We start from the raw sequence: 19,094 nt of genomic DNA, 5'->3' as shown, positions 1-19,094 counted from the left end.
TCAAAGAGATTTTATAATTTTTCTAGCAGTTTTTATTGTCATATTTTGTATAGTGATAGTTATTATGAGCATTTTACCCAGCAGTTTTTAAAAGTTTCTTTTCAGGTTTCCCCTAAAAATTGCTAAGGTGATCGCATATTGTGGGAAGACCAAAAAGAAACCGATTAACCGACCGTGTTAATTACAAACTTGATAGGGAAATCAGAGAAATTTTGTCATGGATATTACGTTTAAGCATAATAACTACTCACCCTCATTGAGAATAAACAAGGGGCAATTTTCGACTACTCAATATCTCCCCCTCAAGGAACTATCGCCAACACCACAGTGAGGGGCGATCGCTTTATCATCAAAGATGAACATTTTTTCTTATCAGTGTACTGCAACTGATTTGTTAGGCTGCTATAACCATACAGTTAGGACTAATTCTGTGGAGACTCATTCAGTTGTTGTTGAATTTGTTGGACTTCTTTGAGCGATAAGCCTGTTACACGCGCAACCATCTCAATCGCTAAACCTTCTCTTAGTAAATTATTGGCAATTTCTCTCTGTTTTTTTGCTCCTGCTTCTTCCTGAATCGAACGGTAAATCACAGATTCTTGCATGATGTCTCTCCGCACTAAACTATAAATTACGTCTTGCTCTAATCTTAACCCAGCCAGAATTGCTGAGGCTGCTATCAGATTCGCCTGTATCGCTGGGTCTGAGATTGTACAACTGATTATACCGATTTGATGTTGAGCAAATATAAAGTTTGATGAAGTGTGATAGGGCGATCGCCATATCCCCACTACCGATAAACATCTAGCTTTTTGACAACAAAAAGCTCACAACCATTGATAATAGATCTGTCCGAAAATTAATATGCGTAACCTGAAACCCATTCCTAGTAACAATTCATGAATTGTCCCTACATCTTTTTCGGAGATGTCTAATCATCAACTGTGTCAACGCTAGGGGGTAACTTTGTCATGTTTCCCCAGTTGTACCAGCGATTTTACCAAGTTCAGGATTGATTTCGCGATCGCAAATATTCTTTAAATAAGGAAATATTAGTCCTAATAATTATTTTTGGTTTTGTTTCTCTCCAGAAGCACGAATTAATTCTGCGATAATTGCCACAGTAGCGGTAATACAAATTAACATGATGCTAAGGGCATTAATATCTGGTTTGACTCCAGTTCTGATGCGGCTAAATATTTCCATTGGTAGGGTATTAGAACCGCTACCTGCTGTAAAACTGGAGATGAGAAAGTCATCTAAACTGAGGACGAAAGCTAGTAAGCAACCAGATATAATACCAGGCATTAATTGGGGTAAGACAACTTTTATAAAAGCTTGAATAGGGGTTGCACCTAAGTCTAGTGCAGCTTCTTCTAGGTGGGGATCGAGGTTATTAAGTCGGGATGATACTACTAAACCGATGTAGGCTAGGCAAAAAACTATATGTGCAGCTACAATTGTCCAGATGCTTAAAGGTATGGCAAAAGCAGCTAAACAAACAAGGGTAGAAACTGCGATCGCAATATCAGGAATTAATAATGGTAAATACGATATACCACGATACAATGTTTTCCCAGGAAAATTATAACGTGCCAACCCTACAGCCATCATAGTTCCCAAGACTGCGGAAACAGCAACTGCACTACAGGCTACTAGTAAACTGTTTTTTACAGCTGATAAAATGCGAGCATCTGTGAACAGTTTTTGATACCATTCTAGAGTGAATCCTTGCCAACTTGCGCTGTAAGGTGACTGGTTAAAGCTATAAAAGCCTAGTACCAGGATAGGCAGGTACATAAACACAAATACCAATATGGAAAAAACTACCTGCCATGTCATAGACTTTTTTTTACTTGGGTGAGGGATATTCATGTTGATATTTAGTGCTTAATTATTGTATGAGATTATATCATCGTCAGGAGTCAGGAGTCGTAGGGGCGAAGTAGGGGCGAAGCCTGCCTGTCGGCAGACAGGCATTCGGAAAATAACCTGTGATAAAAATTGATAATTGTTCGCCCGAATGCTTCGCCCTTACAGGAAAATAACCTGTGATAAAAATTGATAATTGATAATTGATAATTGATAATTGATAATTGATAATTCATCATTTATAATGAAAAACATCCTGACTCCTGGAAATTCTGATTCCTTAAAATTACTAATTTACCTCTAAAGTAGAGGAAAATATCCCTACCTAAGATAGACAAAAGATATCAAATATCCAGCATAAAATTGTGAAGCGAGTAACAGTATTAGGTTAATATTTACCAGTTTTTTTGTCAGTGATTTTCAAGTAAATTCTTAATTGTTAGGGGGTTAATAATGAGAATTGCCCAGGTTGCTCCACTGTGGGAGAGAGTACCACCTCCAGCTTATGGTGGAATAGAATTAGTCGTGGGTTTGTTAACAGATGAATTAGTCAAAAGAGGACATGAAGTAACATTATTTGCATCAGGAGATTCTCTGACTCTGGCTAAGTTAGTATCAGTTCATCCGCGGGCTTTAAGATTGGATAATACCGTCAAAGATTACAGTATTTATGAGTTGCTAAATCTAGCTTCAGTTTATGAGCAATCCGCAGAATTTGATATTATTCATTCTCATGCAGGACACACACCTTTAGCATACACAAAGTTGGTAGAAACTCCCACAGTTCACACTTTGCATGGTATTTTTACACCTGACAACGAAAAAATCTTTAAATATGCCAAAAAACAGCCTTATGTGAGTATTTCTGATGCCCAAAGAGAACCCAGGTTAGGGTTAAATTATATATCAACAGTGTACAATGGAATTGATGTGAGTAGTTATGAGTTTTATCCTCAACCTGTAGATCCACCATATTTAGCATTCGTTGGCAGAATATCGCCAGAAAAAGGCACACATTTAGCAATTCAAATTGCCAAAAAAACTGGTTGGCAGTTGAAAATAGCCGGTAAGATAGATAGAGTGGATATAGAATATTTTGAGCAGGAAATTAAACCCCAGATTGATGGTAAGCAAATTCAATATTTAGGTGAAGCTAACCACGCAGAAAAAAATACTATCATGGGTTCTGCTTATGCCACTTTATTTCCTATTACTTGGAGAGAACCATTTGGTTTGGTAATGGTAGAGTCAATGGCATCGGGTACACCAGTAATTGCGATGCGAATGGGTTCAACTCCCGAAGTAATTGCTGATAGGGAAACAGGTTTTTTGTGCAATAATATTCAGGAGTGTATTGAGGCTATTGAGCAAATAGAAAGATTAAACCGTTATGCTTGTAGGCGATATGTAGAAAAGCATTTTAGTATCAAACAAATGACTGATGGTTATGAAGCGGTTTATAAACAAATTCTCAAAGAGAAATTTGCTCAAGAAAATGGACATTTTCGGACTACTTTAGTTCATTAAGTTCATTGTCATTGTTGGGTGAGAGTTTCCACAAAAGCCATTACTAACAGTACAATTGCGGTTGGGGCTAGGGCTAAGGCTATTTCTCCTTTCAAGTTTAATCTGCGCCTGAGTGTGCGATTTTTCCTTTGTAATGGTTTTAAGCTAGAACGTTTTTGGCTCATGAGGCTTCAACTACAGCTAGTTATATCCACTTTAAGAATTAAGAGCGATTGCGCGGAGCGCAGCGCCGGAGGCGATCGCATCTTCCCACGAATGATAGATAATCTTGAAGTTGCAGGAGATCAAGGAGTCAGGAGTCAGGAGTAAAATTGGCTTGATAGCTGTAATAACTATTTAGCCTCTTAGCCTCAAATAAATTATGACATCGACAATTTCTATCAACGACAGTCAAAAGTTACAACTTTCACCTTTAGAAGTTCCCAACCGTTTATTACTGGGTCCTGGTCCATCTAACGCCCATCCTGCGGTATTGCAAGCTATGAATACCACACCTTTAGGGCATTTAGATCCGGCATTTTTAGCCTTAATGGATGAAATACAATCTTTATTGCGCTACGTTTGGCAAACAGAAAACCCCCACACTATCGCCGTGAGTGGTACGGGTACAGCAGCGATGGAAGCAACCCTAGCTAACACTGTAGAACCGGGAGATGTGGTTTTAATTGGTGTTGCTGGTTACTTCGGTAATCGTTTGGTAGATATGGCGGGAAGATATGGCGCAGATGTACGCACTATTACGAAACCTTGGGGACAGGTATTTTCCGTAGATGAAATTAAAACAGCGTTAGAAACCCATAAACCGGCAATTTTAGCATTAGTTCATGCGGAAACCTCCACCGGCGCACGTCAACCTTTAGAAGATGTGGGGGAGTTGTGTCACAAATATGGAACTTTGTTATTAGTGGATACTGTCACCAGCTTGGGTGGTGTTCCTATTTTCTTAGATGAGTGGGGTGTGGACTTAGCTTATAGTTGCAGTCAAAAAGGTTTAGGTTGTTCTCCTGGTGCATCTCCTTTTACTATGAGTCCCCGTGCAATGGAAAAGTTGCAGAAACGGGAGACTAAGGTGGCCAACTGGTATTTAGATATGTTGTTGTTAGGAAAATATTGGGGTAATGAACGCATATATCATCATACAGCACCGATTAATTTATATTATGGTTTGCGGGAAGCTTTGCGTTTAGTAGCGGAAGAAAGTTTAACAAATTGTTGGCAACGGCATCAAAAAAATGTTGAATATTTGTGGGAAAGTTTGGAAAGTATCGGTTTAAAAATGCACGTTGCTAAGGAATATCGTTTACCAACTTTAACTACTGTTTGTATTCCTGATGGAGTGGATGGAAAAGCCGTAGCAAAGCAGTTATTACTTGAGCATAATATTGAAGTTGGTGGTGGTTTGGGAGAGTTAGCGGGTAAAGTTTGGCGTGTGGGTTTGATGGGTTTTAATAGTCGCCCTGAAAATGTGGATCGGTTGGTTGAGGCTTTGCAGCAGGTTTTGGGTAAGTAGGGTGTTTAAGGTGGGCATTTTGCCCGCCAAGATCATGATTTTTTCACATTAAGATCCAAGGAAGGATGCAAAGAGGAAAAACTTTTTGATCCCAGAATCCCTACCCTGATAGAGTAGGGAGGATATCAAATAAGTCAAATAATTGAGCAGATGCGATCGACTGGAGTCATATCACATCTGATTTAATAGTTAAGACTCCGTCATTTCCTTGACTAACCGCTGATCAGATGCCACTGCCAGTAGTTCTTCTACAATATCCCAAGCTGCTGCACATTCACGAGAAGTATCTCCTTTCACTGCACAAATTCTTCTAGCTTCTTCCCGTGCAGCTTCTATTTCATCCTCAATAAATATGGGTTTTGGATTATCAAACAAATCACTTTTTCTGAGGATATCAGTAATTGATATAATTCCTAACAACTTACCTTTAATTACGGGAGCGCGACGAATACGTGTATTGGCAAACAAACGCGCTACATACTCTACACCAAGCTCAGGATTGACTACAATACAAGGCTTGGTCATAATCTCGTAAACTCGCACTTGTTTGGAGTCTTTACCATAAGCGGCAACTTTATAGACGATATCAGTTTCTGTTACCATGCCATAGGGATCGTTTTCTGTGCGTGGTTCCACAACTAAAGAACGTAATCCTTTATATTTCATCAAATCCACGGCTTCTGCTACTGTTGCTGAACCACGAATTGTAATCACTTCTGTGGTCATTATGTCTTCTGCTTTCATCATATTTTTAGAATTTCCTGTCAATAGTTGGTTGGAAAAATTGTTCGGGTTAATTTGCGGATGTTGATGATTTTTTTCACTCATTCCTGAGATGTTTTCAGATTTTTATCTTTGGTAAATGAGTGTAGTTACCTGTGCAAAAAGTACAAAAAAATGAATTTTGATGTTTAATCTTCGTAAATTCTTGCCTCTGGAGCGTTGGGAAATTCTTCACAATACATTTCAAAAGTGCTTTTGGGATTTTCCACAAAGTCACTTTTTCTGAGGATATCAGTAATTGATATAATTCCTAACAATTTACCTTTAATTACAGGAGCGCGACGAATACCTGTATTGGCAAACAAACGCGCTACATACTCTACACCAAGCTCAGGATTAACTACAATACAAGGCTTGGTCATAATTTCATAAACTCGCACTTGTTTGGGGTCTTTGCCATAGGCACCAACATTGTAAACAATGTCAGTTTCTGTGACTATGCCATAGGGGTCGTTGTCTGTGCGTGGTTCGACAACGATAGAGCGCAGTTTATTATCTTTCATCAGTTTTACTGCTTCTGCTACTGTCGCTGAACCACGAATTGTTACCACTTTTGTGGTCATTATATCTTCAGCCTTCATCATGGTTGAAATCCTTAAAGCAATGAGTATGAATCTGTGGGATTTTGATCTGGTAAATGTCTAAAAATGAGGGTGAATAAAGTACACTCTCTGATCACTAGCATTTGCTCCTCACGAATCTCCGAAGGAGTATTAGATGTGGTAGAAGGTTTAAAACTGCTTGGTATTCCAGGTGCGTAAGCTTCAATTACACTTCCATCCAGAGAGCGCATCACCATCAGGTAGTCACAAACTAGACACTCTGTACGGATAATTTGATTAGCTAAACAATGGGTGTGAGTTAGGTGTTCATCAGTTGCAAACTGACGCTGTGCCTCACTACCGCAATTAGGACATCGAACTATCTGCGCTCTCTGCATAAAGCAATTGCCTCAATAATGGTTAAAGTATATTGGTTACAGCTGTGCTGAATTTTTCATAAGGAGCTATCCCAACAATTTTTTCCAATAAGTCACCGTTCTTGAAAAACATAACTGCGGGAATACTGCGGATACCAAATTGTTTGGCAAAAGTTTGATTTTCACCCACGTCTATTTTGACTACTTTGGCACGACCTGTGTATTCATCAGCGAGTTTATCCATTAAAGGACTAACCATTTTACAAGGTCCGCACCAAGTTGCTGTGCAGTCTAGTACAACTATTTCGTTATCACTTAATAGTGATTTGAACTCTGTTTCCTGGATATATTCAACTGTTGTCATATCAACTCCTTTTTTAATCTTTTTCAATTTTGAGTGGTGGTTGTGAAAGGGAAAACAGTAAAAGATAAGGTGGGATGGCAATGAGTTAATTTCTCTATTGAGAAAAAGCTGAGGTCAGAATTGCTGTAAACTTGATGAAATAAAAGTTTCAGTCTTTTAATTTTTCTTTGCTTACGCATAAAATACTCATTTTCTCTGCTTTGTTTTGCTGTTAGTCCGATAAGATTTGTCGTTCTTTGTTGATTAGTCTTTTGCTAGTATTCACAGTTTTTTGCTGAATTGTTAAACTCAAATCAGAAAAAGAAGTTTGTAAAAAATGAGTCACTATTTCCACAGGGCGATCACCATTAATCACTGTTAAACATCCTTGCTGGCGATAATGCTGAATCACGGGTGCAGTCTGCTCTTGATAAACTTCTATTCGCTTACAAATAAGTTCAGGGTGGTCATCTGAACGCCCCCTTTGTCGCCACCTTTGTACCAAAACATCTGTTGGCACATAAAAACTGAAAACTCGGTTATAAGACTGTCCTAAAGTTGCTAAGAGTTGATCAAGAAACTGAGCCTGGGATAAATTACCGGGAAATCCATCTAATATCCAACCTCGTTGAGTAGATGGAGCAGTTAAGCGTTGGCGGATGAGATCAAAAATTAAATAGTCTGGAACCAATTCACTTTTTTCTACATACGCTTTTGCTTTCAAGCCTAAAGCAGTTTGATTAGCGATCGCCTGACGTAATATTTCACCAGTGGAAATATGCGGAATTTGCCATTGGCTGGACAGTATTGCCCCTTGCGTACCTTTGCCACTACCCGGCACTCCTAGCAAAATCAATCGCATTCAAACACCCCCTATCTTGAAAAGCCTGAAAAATCTGACTCATTTACCAGCAATCACCAGTAATTGATGTACCATGTTGACAAAGGTAATTAAATTCTGAAAACAATGGCTGCTGAAGAATCGAAAAACCAATCCCTCTGGGAAAAACTCAACCAAGCCCGGAAAGCAAAAGCTGTCAGTGGCGGCTATGCTGGCTATGGTTCACCCGCTTTTGGTCAGCAATCAGTTAATGGTGAATTAGTAGACAATCCCGCTGAACAACAGATTATTGAATTAATTCGCCGTCATCACAAGTCAGGAAAATCACTACCACAAATTGCTGCTTGGCTCAATCAGCAAGGATATACCACCAAGCGAGGACATCAGTGGCAACCTGTGTCCGTGAAAAGGGTTTTAGACAGGCTTTATGGCAAAATGCAACGAATTTCTGGCATGGGTGAGGACTGATGTAGATATTGCCTCTCAATAGAGCCATATACCTCATATCTCTTCCTTTTCCTCTCCAGTTATCTGGCAATCGGCCCTTAGATATCCCAGTTTAAATCTTTAACGCTAATTTACCTTTTACAGCTTATAGCCTTTATATAGCAAGCTTTTCTCCCATTTATCTTTTACATCTCTCGTATTATATATATATTTTGCAGAATTTAATATATTTATTGCTAATAAATTTACAAAACTTCATAATTAGTTTTACCATTTATAATCTAGACCGAATAATCTATGCAAATTGATGATCCACTCATTGGCGTTCCCTGCCTGGAAGATGCAATAGATAAGCAACCACTGGTGGTTGCACCCCATACTTCCCTGATGGAAGTTGTAAATTTAATGAATCAGACACGAGGTAATAGTTGCTTATTACCGGATTTTGATGCAGGAATTACCTTTAATTCCATGCAAGGTACACGCTCCAGCTGTGTACTAGTCATGGAAGGGAGGGAATTATTAGGTATTTTTACAGAACGAGATATTGTGAGATTTACGGCTGCGGGTACGGATTTTGCTAGGGTAAAAATAGCTGATGTCATGGCGCATCCAGTAATTACCCTGTCAGAAACTGCATTTAAGGACATCTTTGCCGCACTGTTTTTATTTCGTCGGTATCGTATTCGCCATTTGGTAATCGTCAATGAACACAAAGAGGTATTAGGAATTATTTCCCCAGAAAGTATTAGACAAATTTTACGCCCCACAAACCTACTAAAAATGAGGCGAGTGTCAGAGGTAATGACAACCCAGGTAATCCATGCACCACCAACAACTTCTGTACTCACCTTGGCGCAGATGATGGCAACTCATAAAGTGAGTTGTATAGTCATAACCAAAACAGACTCCTGGAATAATATTCTGCAAGCTGTTAAGCCTGTAGGAATTGTTACCGAAAGAGACATTGTGCAATTTCAAGCATTGGGGTTAAATTTAGACCAAATTGAGGCAAAAACAGCGATGAGTACACCCTTGTTTTTGCTAACTCCAGAAGATTCCCTATGGTCAGCCCATCAAGAAATGCAGCAGCGGCGAGTACAACGATTAGTTGTATCCTGGGATTGGGGATCAAAGTTAGGAATAGTGACTCAAACCAGCTTGTTGCGGATATTTGATCCCTTAGAAATGTATGGAGTCATAGAAACTTTACAGCGAAATGTAGCGCAATTACAAGCTGAGAAAGCAGAATATCTCAGCAACCAAACTAATTCCCCAGAACCACCTCAACAACCAGATTGGCAAATACAACCACAACATCCAGTTCCCAAGGAAAACTTAAATACCCTGATTTCTCTGTTGGAAAGCAGGATAGAACATTTGATCAAAAACCCGAATCTATCCACAGAATTACAGCAAATGTATTTAAATTTAGCAATAACGGACATTGACAAAATGCGCCATTGCTATCATTCATCGACATAACTCCTCAATACCCTGTTCACTGGCATGAAGAGAATTTTCAATTCTGTTTGATCTTATACTATTTGAAAATTGTGTAGTCGTTATACTCAATACTAAGGTTCTACCTGGGAATTGATGAAGTGGCAAAACAAACCACTTCATTTTTATTGTGAAAATGGTGAATTTTCAATCATTAACTAATTCATCGTGCCATTTTTCCCGTTTTGGGCGTTTCTCTATTTCTCTCACTTCACCGTCATTCATTCTATCTATATACCAAGTTCCCCATTTTAAAGCTTTTTGTCTTTCTAAATGGTCAATAAATTGAATTATGGGTTGATCTAGGTCAATAGGATATTTTAAATTAAACTGAATAGTTTGAAAAATTTTGTTGTCGTCTTTGATAAAGTCTTCAGCCACAAATTTACTCAGCCATAAAACCAAGCGATTATGTAATCTACCGAAAATACCCAAGCGTTTTTTAGTCATTAATATTGTCATTATTTCTGCTCTACCCGCTTCTATTAAACGGGAAGCAAATATAAGATGAAATTGTAAAAAATCTAAACTAATTGTAATCATTCCTGTCATGCCATACCAATAACAAAGATGATAATGAACAGGTTTTTTATAAAAAGGACGAATCAATTTTATTAACCAAAAGTCTGGACTTTCTTGGGTAGTATTAGTAAAAGTAATGGCATTTTCATTGAGTTCTTGTTTTTCAAAATTAAACTCTGATAGTAATTTATGAACTGTGTTAAAATGTTGAGCATCAATAGCATTAATCATAAAAACATTAGGGTGACAGTTGGTGATAAATCTTGCACTCAAAGCACTGTCAGATTCTTCCATTTCCAACTCAGGAATAAACGGTAAAGGTTGTTGTGGTGTTTCTCCTGTCCAAACCCAAATTAACCCATATTGTTCAGCAGTAGGCCAACTTTTAGCTTTAACTTTAACAGGTTCTTCTAAACAAGGAATTTCTACACAAAAACCTTCAGAGTCAAATTTCCAATGATGAAAAAAACAGCGTATTTCATTACCTTCTACTGTTCCTTCTCCCAGATGAGCGCCAAAATGAGGACAGTAAGCATCTAAAATCACAGCTTGTTTATCTTCACCACGATAAATTACTAATTCTCTACCCAAAATTGTCACGGGTTTAACTTCACCAACTCGTAACTTTTTAGAAGGTATTACCCAATACCAACCTTCAATAAAACGTTCTGGTTGATTGAAAATCTTAGGTTTTCTAGTATGGTTCAAATTTGCTGAATTGACGTTCATTTTTAGATTTATACTTATAGTCAAGGGGGTAATCTAGAAATATCACACCCAGCAAATAAAAACGGTTATTTTCGGTACTTCATTGGTGATTGGTAATTGGTAATTGGTAATTGGTAATTGGTAATTGGTAATTGCTGATTGGTGATTGGGTAAGATTGTTAACCTATTCCCTATTCCCTATTCCCTATTCCCTATTTCCTATTCCCATTCTTATGTTATCATCAAAACAAGAGTTGGGAAAATCTGCTGTGTTAATTGAAGATAAACAACTACTTTTAATTGGTCAGGTAACAGAAAAAAGTGGTGTTCCTATTAGAACAATTCGTTATTATGAAAGTTTAGGTTTAATTCAAGCATCAGCACGTACTGAAGGAGGTTATCGACAATTTTCTTCTGATGTATTAACTCGATTATCTTTTATTAAAAGAGCGCAACATTTGGGTTTAAGTTTAGAAGAAATTAAAGATATTTTGGAAGTTTATGATCACGGTAAACCCCCTTGTTGTGAAATTCAAGAAAAACTGCAAGCAAAGTTATCACAGATTGATCATCAAATTGAGCAATTATTAACTTTACGCTCAGAAATTAATCAATTACTTTCCGGTTGGCAAAATACAGAAATCAAACCTGAAGATACTATTTGTCCAATTATTCAGAAATAAATTTGGTAATTGGTAATTGGTAATTGGTAATTGGTGATTGGTAATTGGGTTATTAAACTCCCTATCTTCCTACCTTCCTACCTCTGATTTACTAAAAATAAACCACCATAATTCTAAACCTATTAAACCTAAACCAGCAATAGTTACTGCAAATTTTAATTCTAAAGGTTGCTGAATAATTTGAAACTGTTGATTTTGATTATGCTGTGAATGTGAATAGGAATTTTCTGCTGTTGCTGGACTTGATGTTAATAACATTAAACAAGCAAGACTTACCCACAGGATTTTTTGATTGAATTTTTGATTGAATTTTTGATTGAATTTTTGAGTTAATGTTTTATTTAACATTTAATTAACTCCTGCTTGAAACTTACGTAATCTTAAAGCATTGCTAACTACAGAAACGGAAGAAAGTGCCATTGCTGCACCTGCAAGAATGGGGTTAAGTAACCAACCGAAAATAGGGTAAAGAATACCAGCCGCAACAGGGATACCAATGATGTTATAAATAAAAGCAAAGAAGAGATTTTGCTGAATATTATTAATGGTAGCGCGACTAAGTTGAATAGCGGTGACAATTGCTTGCAAATCTCCAGAAATTAAAGTAATATCACTTGCAGCGATCGCCACATCTGTACCTGTTCCAATAGCTATTCCTACATCTGCTTGCGCTAACGCTGGTGCATCATTAATACCATCCCCCACCATTGCGACAATTTTAGATTTTGGATTTTGGATTTTGGATTGTAATGATTTTACAATAGCAGCTTTTTGATCAGGTCTGACTTGAGCGAAAACTTGAGAAATACCAACTTGATGAGCGATCGCTTCCGCAGTAGGTTGATTATCTCCTGTTAACATTACCACTTCTAAACCCATCTTTTGCAATGTTTTTACCGCTGCTGTTGAGGAAGGTTTTAAAGCATCCGCAATACCCATTATTCCTGCTAATTCTCCGTCAACAGCAATTAAAATGACAGTTTTTCCTCCGGTTTCCCAAGCAATTTTATATTCTTGCAAAGCATCGGTATTAATTGCTAATTCATTTAACCATCGTTCTGTCCCAATTTGCACTGAATGATGATTAACAATACCTTGTACACCACAACCAGCAACAGCTAAAAAATCCGTAACTTCTGTTAAATTAACTTGTTGAGATTCGGCATATTTTACCACAGCTTCCGCTAGAGGATGTTCAGAATTTCTTTCTACAGATGCAGCTAATTTTAATAAATTCATTTCATTTTGATTAGCTGTACCTTTAGCAGTCACAAAATCTGTAACTGTGGGTTTACCTTGAGTTAAAGTCCCGGTTTTATCAAGTACAATAGTTTTAATTTTATGTGCTAATTCTAAACTTTGGGCATCTTTAATTAAAATACCATTTTCCGCACCTTTACCAGTTCCTACCATTACAGAAGTAGGAGTAGCTAAACCCAAAGCACAGGGACAAGCGATAATTAAAACACCCACCATTGTAATCAGAGAAAGGGTAAAATTACCTGTAAAATTAAACCAAATCAAAAAAGTTGCGATCGCAATAGCAATAACAGCAGGAACAAACCACCCTGTTACCTGATCTGCTAATCTTTGAATAGGAGCTTTAGAACCTTGAGCTTCTTGGACTAATTTCACAATTTGTGCTAAAAAAGTATCCTTACCTACCCTAGTTGCTTTAAATTTAAAACTACCAGTTTTATTAATTGTCGCCCCAATAACTTCATCTCCTGGTTGCTTTTTCACAGGTAAACTTTCACCCGTTACCATCGCCTCATCAACCATTGAATTACCATCAATAACTTCCCCATCAACGGGAATTTTTTCCCCAGGACGCACCAAAATTATATCATTAATAATTACATCTTGAATAGGAACATCAATTTCTTTTCCATCCCGCACAACTCTAGCAGTTTTTGCTTGTAAACCTATTAATTTTCTAATAGCTTCCGAAGTTTGTCCCCTAGCGCGATGTTCCAAAAACCGCCCCAATAAAATTAAAGTGACAACCATTGCTGCAACTTCATAATAAACATGAGTTTCTAAACCTTGGGAAATAAAAAAACTAGGGAAAAGCGTAACCACTACAGAATAAAAATAAGCCGCACCAGTACCCAAAGCGATTAAAGTATCCATCGTTGCGGTGTGGTGTTTTAAAGACTTCCAACCATTTCTAAAAAACGAACCTCCACACCAAAACTGCACCGGAGTTGTTAATATTAACTGCAACCAAGGATGATGTAAAAAATCAGGAATAAAAGGTAATTTTAACCCTGTCATCATCGGTAAAGAACCGACAAACAGGAATGTGCTAATTATCCCCCCTGTCCATAATTTAAGCTTTAATTCTTGTTCTTCTGCTATTTTCTGGACTTGTGCCACATCATCTTCACCCTGTGCTTCTACCATAGAAAAAGATGAATAACCAGCATCTTCAATAGCAGCTTTAATTTCTGTTAAATTAGTCTGTTTTGGTTCATAATTAATTGTTGCTTGTTCTGCACCAAAATTAACATTGCACTCAATCACACCAGGAACTGCAAGTATAGCTTGTTCCACATTATTAGCACAGGAAGCACAACTCATTCCTTTGAGTTTGAGAGTAATATTATTCATAATTTAGAGTAGGGAATAGGGAATAGGGAATAGGGAATAGGGAATAGGTCTAATAAATTTCTCCCCATCTCCCTAACTATTAAGCTGGAGGATAACCAGCAGCAGTTAAAGCTTCTTTAATAGCAGTTTCTGAAGCTTGAGTATCGACATTGACAAGTTTGGTTTTGGGATCAGCTTCCACATTAGCGTTAGCATCTACGGCTTTAACTGCATTGGTAATATTGTTGGCACAAGCAGAACAAGCCATTCCCGGAACTGTAAGTTTGATTGTCATAACTTTAAACAAGAAAGTGAAAAAATCAAGTGAACAAAAAATTAAGGTTCAACTGATAACTGATAACTGATAACTGATAACTGTCACCTGTCACCTGTTACCTGTCACCTTTTGCAACTGCTGCAATTTCTCAAGTTGGGCTGTTTGCGTTTTGATGATAGCTTGAGCTAAATTGCGAATTTGTGGCTCATTAGCATTTTCAGCAGTTGTCTTTGCCATCTTCACTGACATTTGTTGATGGTGAATCATCTTCCGCAAAAATTCCTGGTCAAAGTTGGGGGCATTTTCTAAAGCTTCTAAACTCATCATTCCTCCCATACCGTTACCTCTACCCATACCACCCATACCACCCATGTCCATACAATTCATAGCACCAGCGGGCAATTCTGCGCCATATAACTGTTTGTACAAAGCTTGTAATTGCTCAATTTCTTGGGTTTGCTCGGTTTTTATCTCAGTGGCCAACGCTATTATCTGGGGATTTTTCGCCTTCTGTATGGCCAAATCTGCTATTTTCACCGTTTTCTGATCATGATGAACCATCATTTTCAGAAAACGCTGATCTTCCTGTTGCTGGGGCATGGTATGGGGCATGGTGTTTGTCTCACCAGCAGGGGTAGAAGGCGAATGTTGATGTGGTTGGGCTATGGCGCTATTGGTGAGGGATAAAGCGGCTAGTAAACCTAAAATACCAAAGTTGACTGATTTGTTAAGCATCACTTTTGCTCCTTTCGCTTCCCAAGGAAGGTTTAGGGCATTTCTGCCAAAAATCAGCAATTTGTTTTACCCATGTTACCAATTTTTGGCTGAGAGTCCTGTTGTGTTGTCTAATTTATCCTAAACCCTCTAGTCCACTAGAGAGTCTAGATTTATTTTACAAATCTTTAAATTTTAGTAAATCTTAATTAAATCTTAATTTAGACATTAATAACCCTTGGATTATTCAAATACACATATTATCATAACCAGTCCAGAAGTCAAGACCCTTGGAAAATCGTTATCTGGAAAAAGCTTATTGACAGAAATTCTCAGAATTTTGGCGGTAAAAATGACTTGTGTAACTTTTTTGGCAAAATTATATTTAAATAATTTATATATTGGCGTTGATTAGTTTGCCGATTCTAATCACATCCAAAAGCAACTGGCAAAATAGCATCAGTTAAAATTGCACCTTTGAGGTTAGCACCTGTTAAATTTGCACCTCTGAGGGTTGCACCTGTTAAATTTGCACCTGCTAAATTGGCATATTTCAAATTAGCCCCAGTTAAATCAGTATTGGTTAAATTAGCCTCACTGAAATTAGCGCGGAATAAGTAAGAACTTCCTAAATGTGATTTAGTTAAATTTGCCTTATAAAAATTAGCTTGATAAAGATAGCTTTGCATTATTTCTGCTTCATATAAATTAGCTTCTGACAAGTCAGCATTAATTAAATTAGCACCCATCAAATTAGCAAAACTCAGATTACTGCGGATGAGTTTACTATCTGCTAAATCGACATTTTTTAAATTAGCGTTGTGAAAATCTGTCCCAATTAAATTAGCGTCTGTAATGATTGCACAGATGAGGTTAGCGGCTTTTAAATCAGCACCAATTAAAGTTACCTGAGATAAATTAGCCTGTGTCAAAATGGCATCTTGCAAATTAGCGAGACTCAAATTAGCTTGAGAAAAGTCAGCTTCGATTAACTTAGCGTGAGAGAGATTAGCACTACTTAAATTTGCACCTTGAAAATTTGTTCTGACCAATAAAGCATAACTTAAATTTACCTTATTTAAATTCACACCTTGGAGATTTGCACCCCGAAAGTTTTCTCCTACTAAGTTAGCGGTACTCAAATCAATTTCAATTTCCGGGTTTTCTTTTCTCCATCCTGTCCAAGTGACTGCACCTGATTTTAATAAAGTTAGATGTTGTTGATGTGCCATTTTTATTAATCCTTTTATTCTTGACGCTGACTTTGAGGAGTGCGGCCTGGTACATTTTCAATTGCGGTTAAAGCTCCTGCTGCACCGGCTAAAATATCTCGTTCCGTTCCTCCTAAATAAAGTCGCCCAAAACTGCCGACAGCTTGCACTTCCAGAATATTAATTGCGGCTGCTTTTTCCGCTTCATTAGCTGCCAGTGCAGCGTAAGCAGCGGGTTCAACTTCTAAAACATAGAGGGTTTGTCCTGCCAGTAGCAGTTGTCCGCGACGGGTACGGTTGATGAGTTGGGTTTGGTAAGCGTCAATGTTGCGGATGATCTGGCTAGAAACCACACGGGGTTTAAGACAGTCTTCTTTTCTGACTCCCAACAAGTCTAAAATCGCTTGTCCTGCGGCTCGTGTTTCTCCTTGAGAACCGGAATGTATTTCCAAAAGTCCATAAAGTCGTTCTACTATCTGCACTCCCGGACGGACAGAAGCGGATTTTAAAGCTACGTCTGTAACTTTATTGATTTCAATACCGGGTGAGATTTCAATCCACAGGGATGTATCCCCTGGTAATGGTAAAAAACCTTGGGCTACTGTTCCCATATATGCTGCGTGTTGCGGTTGCAGGTTGTCTAGAAATACGAAACTGCGTAATTCTATGCCCAAAGTGTTTTTCTCCAGTTATGAGTATGAGTATGTAATATATGAGTTTACCGATAAAGGCTGCATCTGAGAAGAAGGAGATCAAGGAGTCAGAAGGCAGAAGGCAGGAGGCAGGAGGCAGGAGGTAAAAGTCGAGGCAGAGCCTCTTGGTGGCATTCCCAGTCAGAGACTGGGAACGAGATAACGAAATAACTTCTCCCTGCCCTTTGCTCCCTATTCCCTATTCCCTATTCCCTATTCCCTATTCCCTTAAAACGGTGTTACTGTTTGTAAATGCAGATTTGTCCCGGTGTGGGGATGTTTAAATGTGATTTCTCTGGCGTGTAGATGTAATCGAGTAGCGTTAGCATTGCAACCATATAGGCGATCGCCTAATATATTAATTCCCAATCCTGCTACATCCGCAGCATGAACCCGTAATTGATGAGTTCTTCCTGTTAGGGGTTTAAATTCTACACGGGTGTAATTTCCTTTTTTTCCGATAACTCGAAATTCCGTTACACTGGGTTTACCTTTTTCCCAATCTACTTTTTGATAAGGTCGGTTTTCAGGATCTCCCCACAATGGTAAATTAATAATACCTTTTTCTCCTTGTTCTGTGGTCAGTGAACCTGCAATAATCGCTTCATATATTTTATGTATTTGTCGGTTGGCAAATTGCTGATTTATCTGTGCATAGGTGTTTTGATCCCGTGCTAAGATTAAAATCCCAGATGTTTCTTGATCTAAACGATGCACTGACATTAATTCCCAATCATACAAATTTCGTAAACGACTTAAAACACTGTCTTGGTTTTCTACATACCGCCCTGGTACTGATAATAATCCCGGTGGTTTATTCACTGCAATTAACCATTCATCTTGATAAATAATTTCTAAGTTTGAAAAATCAGAAGTTGCAATTTTTAAACCAGATAGCAAAAACCCCATCAACGGTTGACATCTTTCAACACAAGCACCATAAAATTTTCCTGGAATCTTATCTTGAATTGTATCCTGAATTGTATCCTGAATTGTATCCTGAATTGTATCCTGAATTTTATCATATTCTGAAGATTCACCCCACCAAAATTCCGCCATTGCTAGGGGTTTTAAGTGATGAGTTGCTGCATAATGTAACAACTTGGGAGCGCAACATTCACCTGTACCTGTAGGTGTTCCTGTTGGTATTAATTGTTGGATAGATAAAGATTTTCCATAAAAATTAGTTAATTTATAAGCTGCGTGCATTTGCTTTTGTAATTCCCTGGATAGCTCTTTTCTCTGTTGTTTGAGTTCTCTAATTCTGTTATTTGTGGCTGTTATTTTATCATTTAAAGGCTGTAAAACTTCATTTTGACGACGTTTGAGGTATTTTCTTTCAATTCCCTGCTGACGGCTTTCTGCTTCTAGTTCTGCTAAAGCAATTTCTAACTTTTCTCCTGTGAGGTTTTGTTGATATTGTTGGCGTTTTTCTTGTCGTTGTTTTTTACTATAATTATGTTCTAAACTCATGTTGTCTAACTGTTGTTGAAATTTAGCAGCTAAGGTTTCATATTGTTGTCGTTCTGGAATTTGTTGAAGTTGAATAATTTCCTGTTTAATTTTTTCCAATTCTATTAAAGTTTGCTTTTCTGCTAAAGCTATTTCTGCTCTTCCGGGAATAGGTGAAACCCAACCTGAAACTACACTTAAACCATTTAAAAGACCAGAAAAAGCTTTAATAACTCTTTGTTCACCGTTGGGTAATTCAACTAATAGAATACCATACATTTTCCCTTCATTATTATAAAGTTTATTTTCCCGAAGTTGCTGCATTAAACTTTTAGCAATAGCTTCACTTAACGCCGTGCGTGGTAATTTCAGAAGTTCCCCTGTTTGGGGACATTTTCCCTCATAGTAATAGTTAGGTGGTGCAATTTCAATCTCCATATCTGGGTTAATAAAATCTGATAAATGATGTAAAATTACCATCTGAAAATTACCATCTAT

The 19,094-nt window shown here is 37.8% G+C and carries 22 protein-coding genes; 6 read left to right on the top strand and 16 right to left on the bottom strand.

Going from position 1 to position 19,094, the window contains the following annotated elements; genetic code table 11:
• Positions 1 to 422: 422 nt before the first annotated feature.
• Both PN497_RS14965 and PN497_RS14960 read right to left on the bottom strand, forming a co-directional pair.
• Positions 423 to 605: a hypothetical protein gene (locus PN497_RS14965; RefSeq protein ID WP_272110551.1), complete on the bottom strand. Its 183-nt coding sequence runs from the start codon at positions 603 to 605 to the stop codon at positions 423 to 425.
• A gap of 460 nt (positions 606 to 1,065) precedes the next feature.
• On the bottom strand, positions 1,066 to 1,800 hold the full coding sequence (locus tag PN497_RS14960) for an ABC transporter permease (RefSeq protein WP_199291216.1): 735 nt from the start codon (positions 1,798 to 1,800) through the stop codon (positions 1,066 to 1,068).
• 525 nt (positions 1,801 to 2,325) lie between these two features.
• Between PN497_RS14960 and PN497_RS14955 the strand changes: the two genes are divergently transcribed.
• Positions 2,326 to 3,399: a glycosyltransferase family 4 protein gene (locus PN497_RS14955; protein ID WP_096570846.1), complete on the top strand. Its 1,074-nt coding sequence runs from the start codon at positions 2,326 to 2,328 to the stop codon at positions 3,397 to 3,399.
• A gap of 8 nt (positions 3,400 to 3,407) precedes the next feature.
• Here the strand turns inward: PN497_RS14955 and PN497_RS14950 are convergent, their stop codons facing one another.
• The gene (locus PN497_RS14950; RefSeq protein ID WP_190346915.1) at positions 3,408 to 3,563 is read right to left on the bottom strand and encodes a hypothetical protein; all 156 of its coding nucleotides are present in this window, start codon (positions 3,561 to 3,563) and stop codon (positions 3,408 to 3,410) included.
• Between PN497_RS14950 and PN497_RS14945 the strand changes: the two genes are divergently transcribed.
• Positions 3,562 to 3,708 (top strand): hypothetical protein, encoded by a 147-nt coding sequence (locus PN497_RS14945; protein WP_190346916.1) that lies wholly within the window; start codon positions 3,562 to 3,564, stop codon positions 3,706 to 3,708. The two genes, PN497_RS14950 and PN497_RS14945, sit on opposite strands and share 2 nt — an antisense overlap.
• Positions 3,709 to 3,760: 52 nt before the next feature.
• Positions 3,761 to 4,909: an alanine--glyoxylate aminotransferase family protein gene (locus PN497_RS14940; protein ID WP_096570844.1), complete on the top strand. Its 1,149-nt coding sequence runs from the start codon at positions 3,761 to 3,763 to the stop codon at positions 4,907 to 4,909.
• A 189-nt stretch (positions 4,910 to 5,098) separates the two neighbouring features.
• Here PN497_RS14940 and PN497_RS14935 read toward each other — a convergent pair whose 3' ends face one another.
• From PN497_RS14935 to PN497_RS14915, 5 genes are all read right to left on the bottom strand, one after another.
• Positions 5,099 to 5,656 (bottom strand): CBS domain-containing protein, encoded by a 558-nt coding sequence (locus tag PN497_RS14935; protein ID WP_096572785.1) that lies wholly within the window; start codon positions 5,654 to 5,656, stop codon positions 5,099 to 5,101.
• Between the two features lie 164 nt (positions 5,657 to 5,820).
• Positions 5,821 to 6,276 (bottom strand): CBS domain-containing protein, encoded by a 456-nt coding sequence (locus tag PN497_RS14930; protein ID WP_096570842.1) that lies wholly within the window; start codon positions 6,274 to 6,276, stop codon positions 5,821 to 5,823.
• Positions 6,277 to 6,287: 11 nt separating this feature from the next.
• Complete coding sequence (locus PN497_RS25785; protein WP_334310653.1) at positions 6,288 to 6,632, bottom strand: hypothetical protein; 345 nt, start codon at positions 6,630 to 6,632, stop codon at positions 6,288 to 6,290.
• A gap of 22 nt (positions 6,633 to 6,654) precedes the next feature.
• Complete coding sequence (trxA, locus tag PN497_RS14920) at positions 6,655 to 6,975, bottom strand: thioredoxin (protein WP_096570840.1); 321 nt, start codon at positions 6,973 to 6,975, stop codon at positions 6,655 to 6,657.
• A 211-nt stretch (positions 6,976 to 7,186) separates the two neighbouring features.
• Positions 7,187 to 7,816, bottom strand: coding sequence for an adenylate kinase (locus tag PN497_RS14915; RefSeq protein ID WP_096570838.1), 630 nt, complete (start codon positions 7,814 to 7,816; stop codon positions 7,187 to 7,189).
• 105 nt (positions 7,817 to 7,921) lie between these two features.
• Between PN497_RS14915 and PN497_RS14910 the strand changes: the two genes are divergently transcribed.
• Positions 7,922 to 8,263 carry a recombinase family protein gene (locus tag PN497_RS14910; protein ID WP_096570836.1) on the top strand — a complete coding sequence of 114 codons (342 nt, stop codon included), beginning with the start codon at positions 7,922 to 7,924 and terminating at the stop codon, positions 8,261 to 8,263.
• Positions 8,264 to 8,539: 276 nt separating this feature from the next.
• Positions 8,540 to 9,727 (top strand): CBS domain-containing protein, encoded by a 1,188-nt coding sequence (locus PN497_RS14905; protein WP_272110545.1) that lies wholly within the window; start codon positions 8,540 to 8,542, stop codon positions 9,725 to 9,727.
• Positions 9,728 to 9,892: 165 nt separating this feature from the next.
• On the opposite strand, the gene PN497_RS14900 is transcribed toward PN497_RS14905, so the two are convergent.
• Positions 9,893 to 10,996: an aromatic ring-hydroxylating dioxygenase subunit alpha gene (locus PN497_RS14900; RefSeq protein ID WP_096570832.1), complete on the bottom strand. Its 1,104-nt coding sequence runs from the start codon at positions 10,994 to 10,996 to the stop codon at positions 9,893 to 9,895.
• A 212-nt stretch (positions 10,997 to 11,208) separates the two neighbouring features.
• Here PN497_RS14900 and PN497_RS14895 point away from each other — a divergent pair, with 212 nt between their 5' ends.
• A complete protein-coding gene (locus PN497_RS14895; protein WP_199291249.1) occupies positions 11,209 to 11,658 on the top strand; it encodes a heavy metal-responsive transcriptional regulator in 450 nt (149 codons plus the stop codon).
• Positions 11,659 to 11,727: 69 nt separating this feature from the next.
• Here the strand turns inward: PN497_RS14895 and PN497_RS14890 are convergent, their stop codons facing one another.
• The 7 genes from PN497_RS14890 to PN497_RS14860 form a co-directional block, all read right to left on the bottom strand.
• Positions 11,728 to 12,006 (bottom strand): hypothetical protein, encoded by a 279-nt coding sequence (locus PN497_RS14890; RefSeq protein ID WP_096570830.1) that lies wholly within the window; start codon positions 12,004 to 12,006, stop codon positions 11,728 to 11,730.
• Entirely contained in the window at positions 12,007 to 14,271 is a 2,265-nt protein-coding gene (locus tag PN497_RS14885; protein ID WP_096570828.1) for a heavy metal translocating P-type ATPase, read from the bottom strand.
• A gap of 79 nt (positions 14,272 to 14,350) precedes the next feature.
• Positions 14,351 to 14,545, bottom strand: coding sequence for a heavy-metal-associated domain-containing protein (locus PN497_RS14880; protein ID WP_096570826.1), 195 nt, complete (start codon positions 14,543 to 14,545; stop codon positions 14,351 to 14,353).
• 90 nt (positions 14,546 to 14,635) lie between these two features.
• Entirely contained in the window at positions 14,636 to 15,262 is a 627-nt protein-coding gene (locus PN497_RS14875) for a DUF305 domain-containing protein (protein ID WP_190346920.1), read from the bottom strand.
• Positions 15,263 to 15,666: 404 nt separating this feature from the next.
• Positions 15,667 to 16,473 (bottom strand): pentapeptide repeat-containing protein, encoded by an 807-nt coding sequence (locus PN497_RS14870; RefSeq protein WP_096570822.1) that lies wholly within the window; start codon positions 16,471 to 16,473, stop codon positions 15,667 to 15,669.
• 14 nt (positions 16,474 to 16,487) lie between these two features.
• Complete coding sequence (locus PN497_RS14865; protein ID WP_096570820.1) at positions 16,488 to 17,126, bottom strand: hypothetical protein; 639 nt, start codon at positions 17,124 to 17,126, stop codon at positions 16,488 to 16,490.
• Between the two features lie 246 nt (positions 17,127 to 17,372).
• Positions 17,373 to 19,076 (bottom strand): RluA family pseudouridine synthase, encoded by a 1,704-nt coding sequence (locus PN497_RS14860; RefSeq protein WP_096570819.1) that lies wholly within the window; start codon positions 19,074 to 19,076, stop codon positions 17,373 to 17,375.
• Positions 19,077 to 19,094: the final 18 nt, after the last annotated feature.

Origin of the sequence: Sphaerospermopsis kisseleviana CS-549 (assembly GCF_028329225.1) — a bacterium.
GTDB classification, from domain to species: Bacteria; Cyanobacteriota; Cyanobacteriia; order Cyanobacteriales; family Nostocaceae; genus Sphaerospermopsis; species Sphaerospermopsis kisseleviana.
The sequence above is the reverse complement of the archived record's forward strand: the minus strand, read 5'-3'. Positions and strand labels throughout refer to the sequence as shown.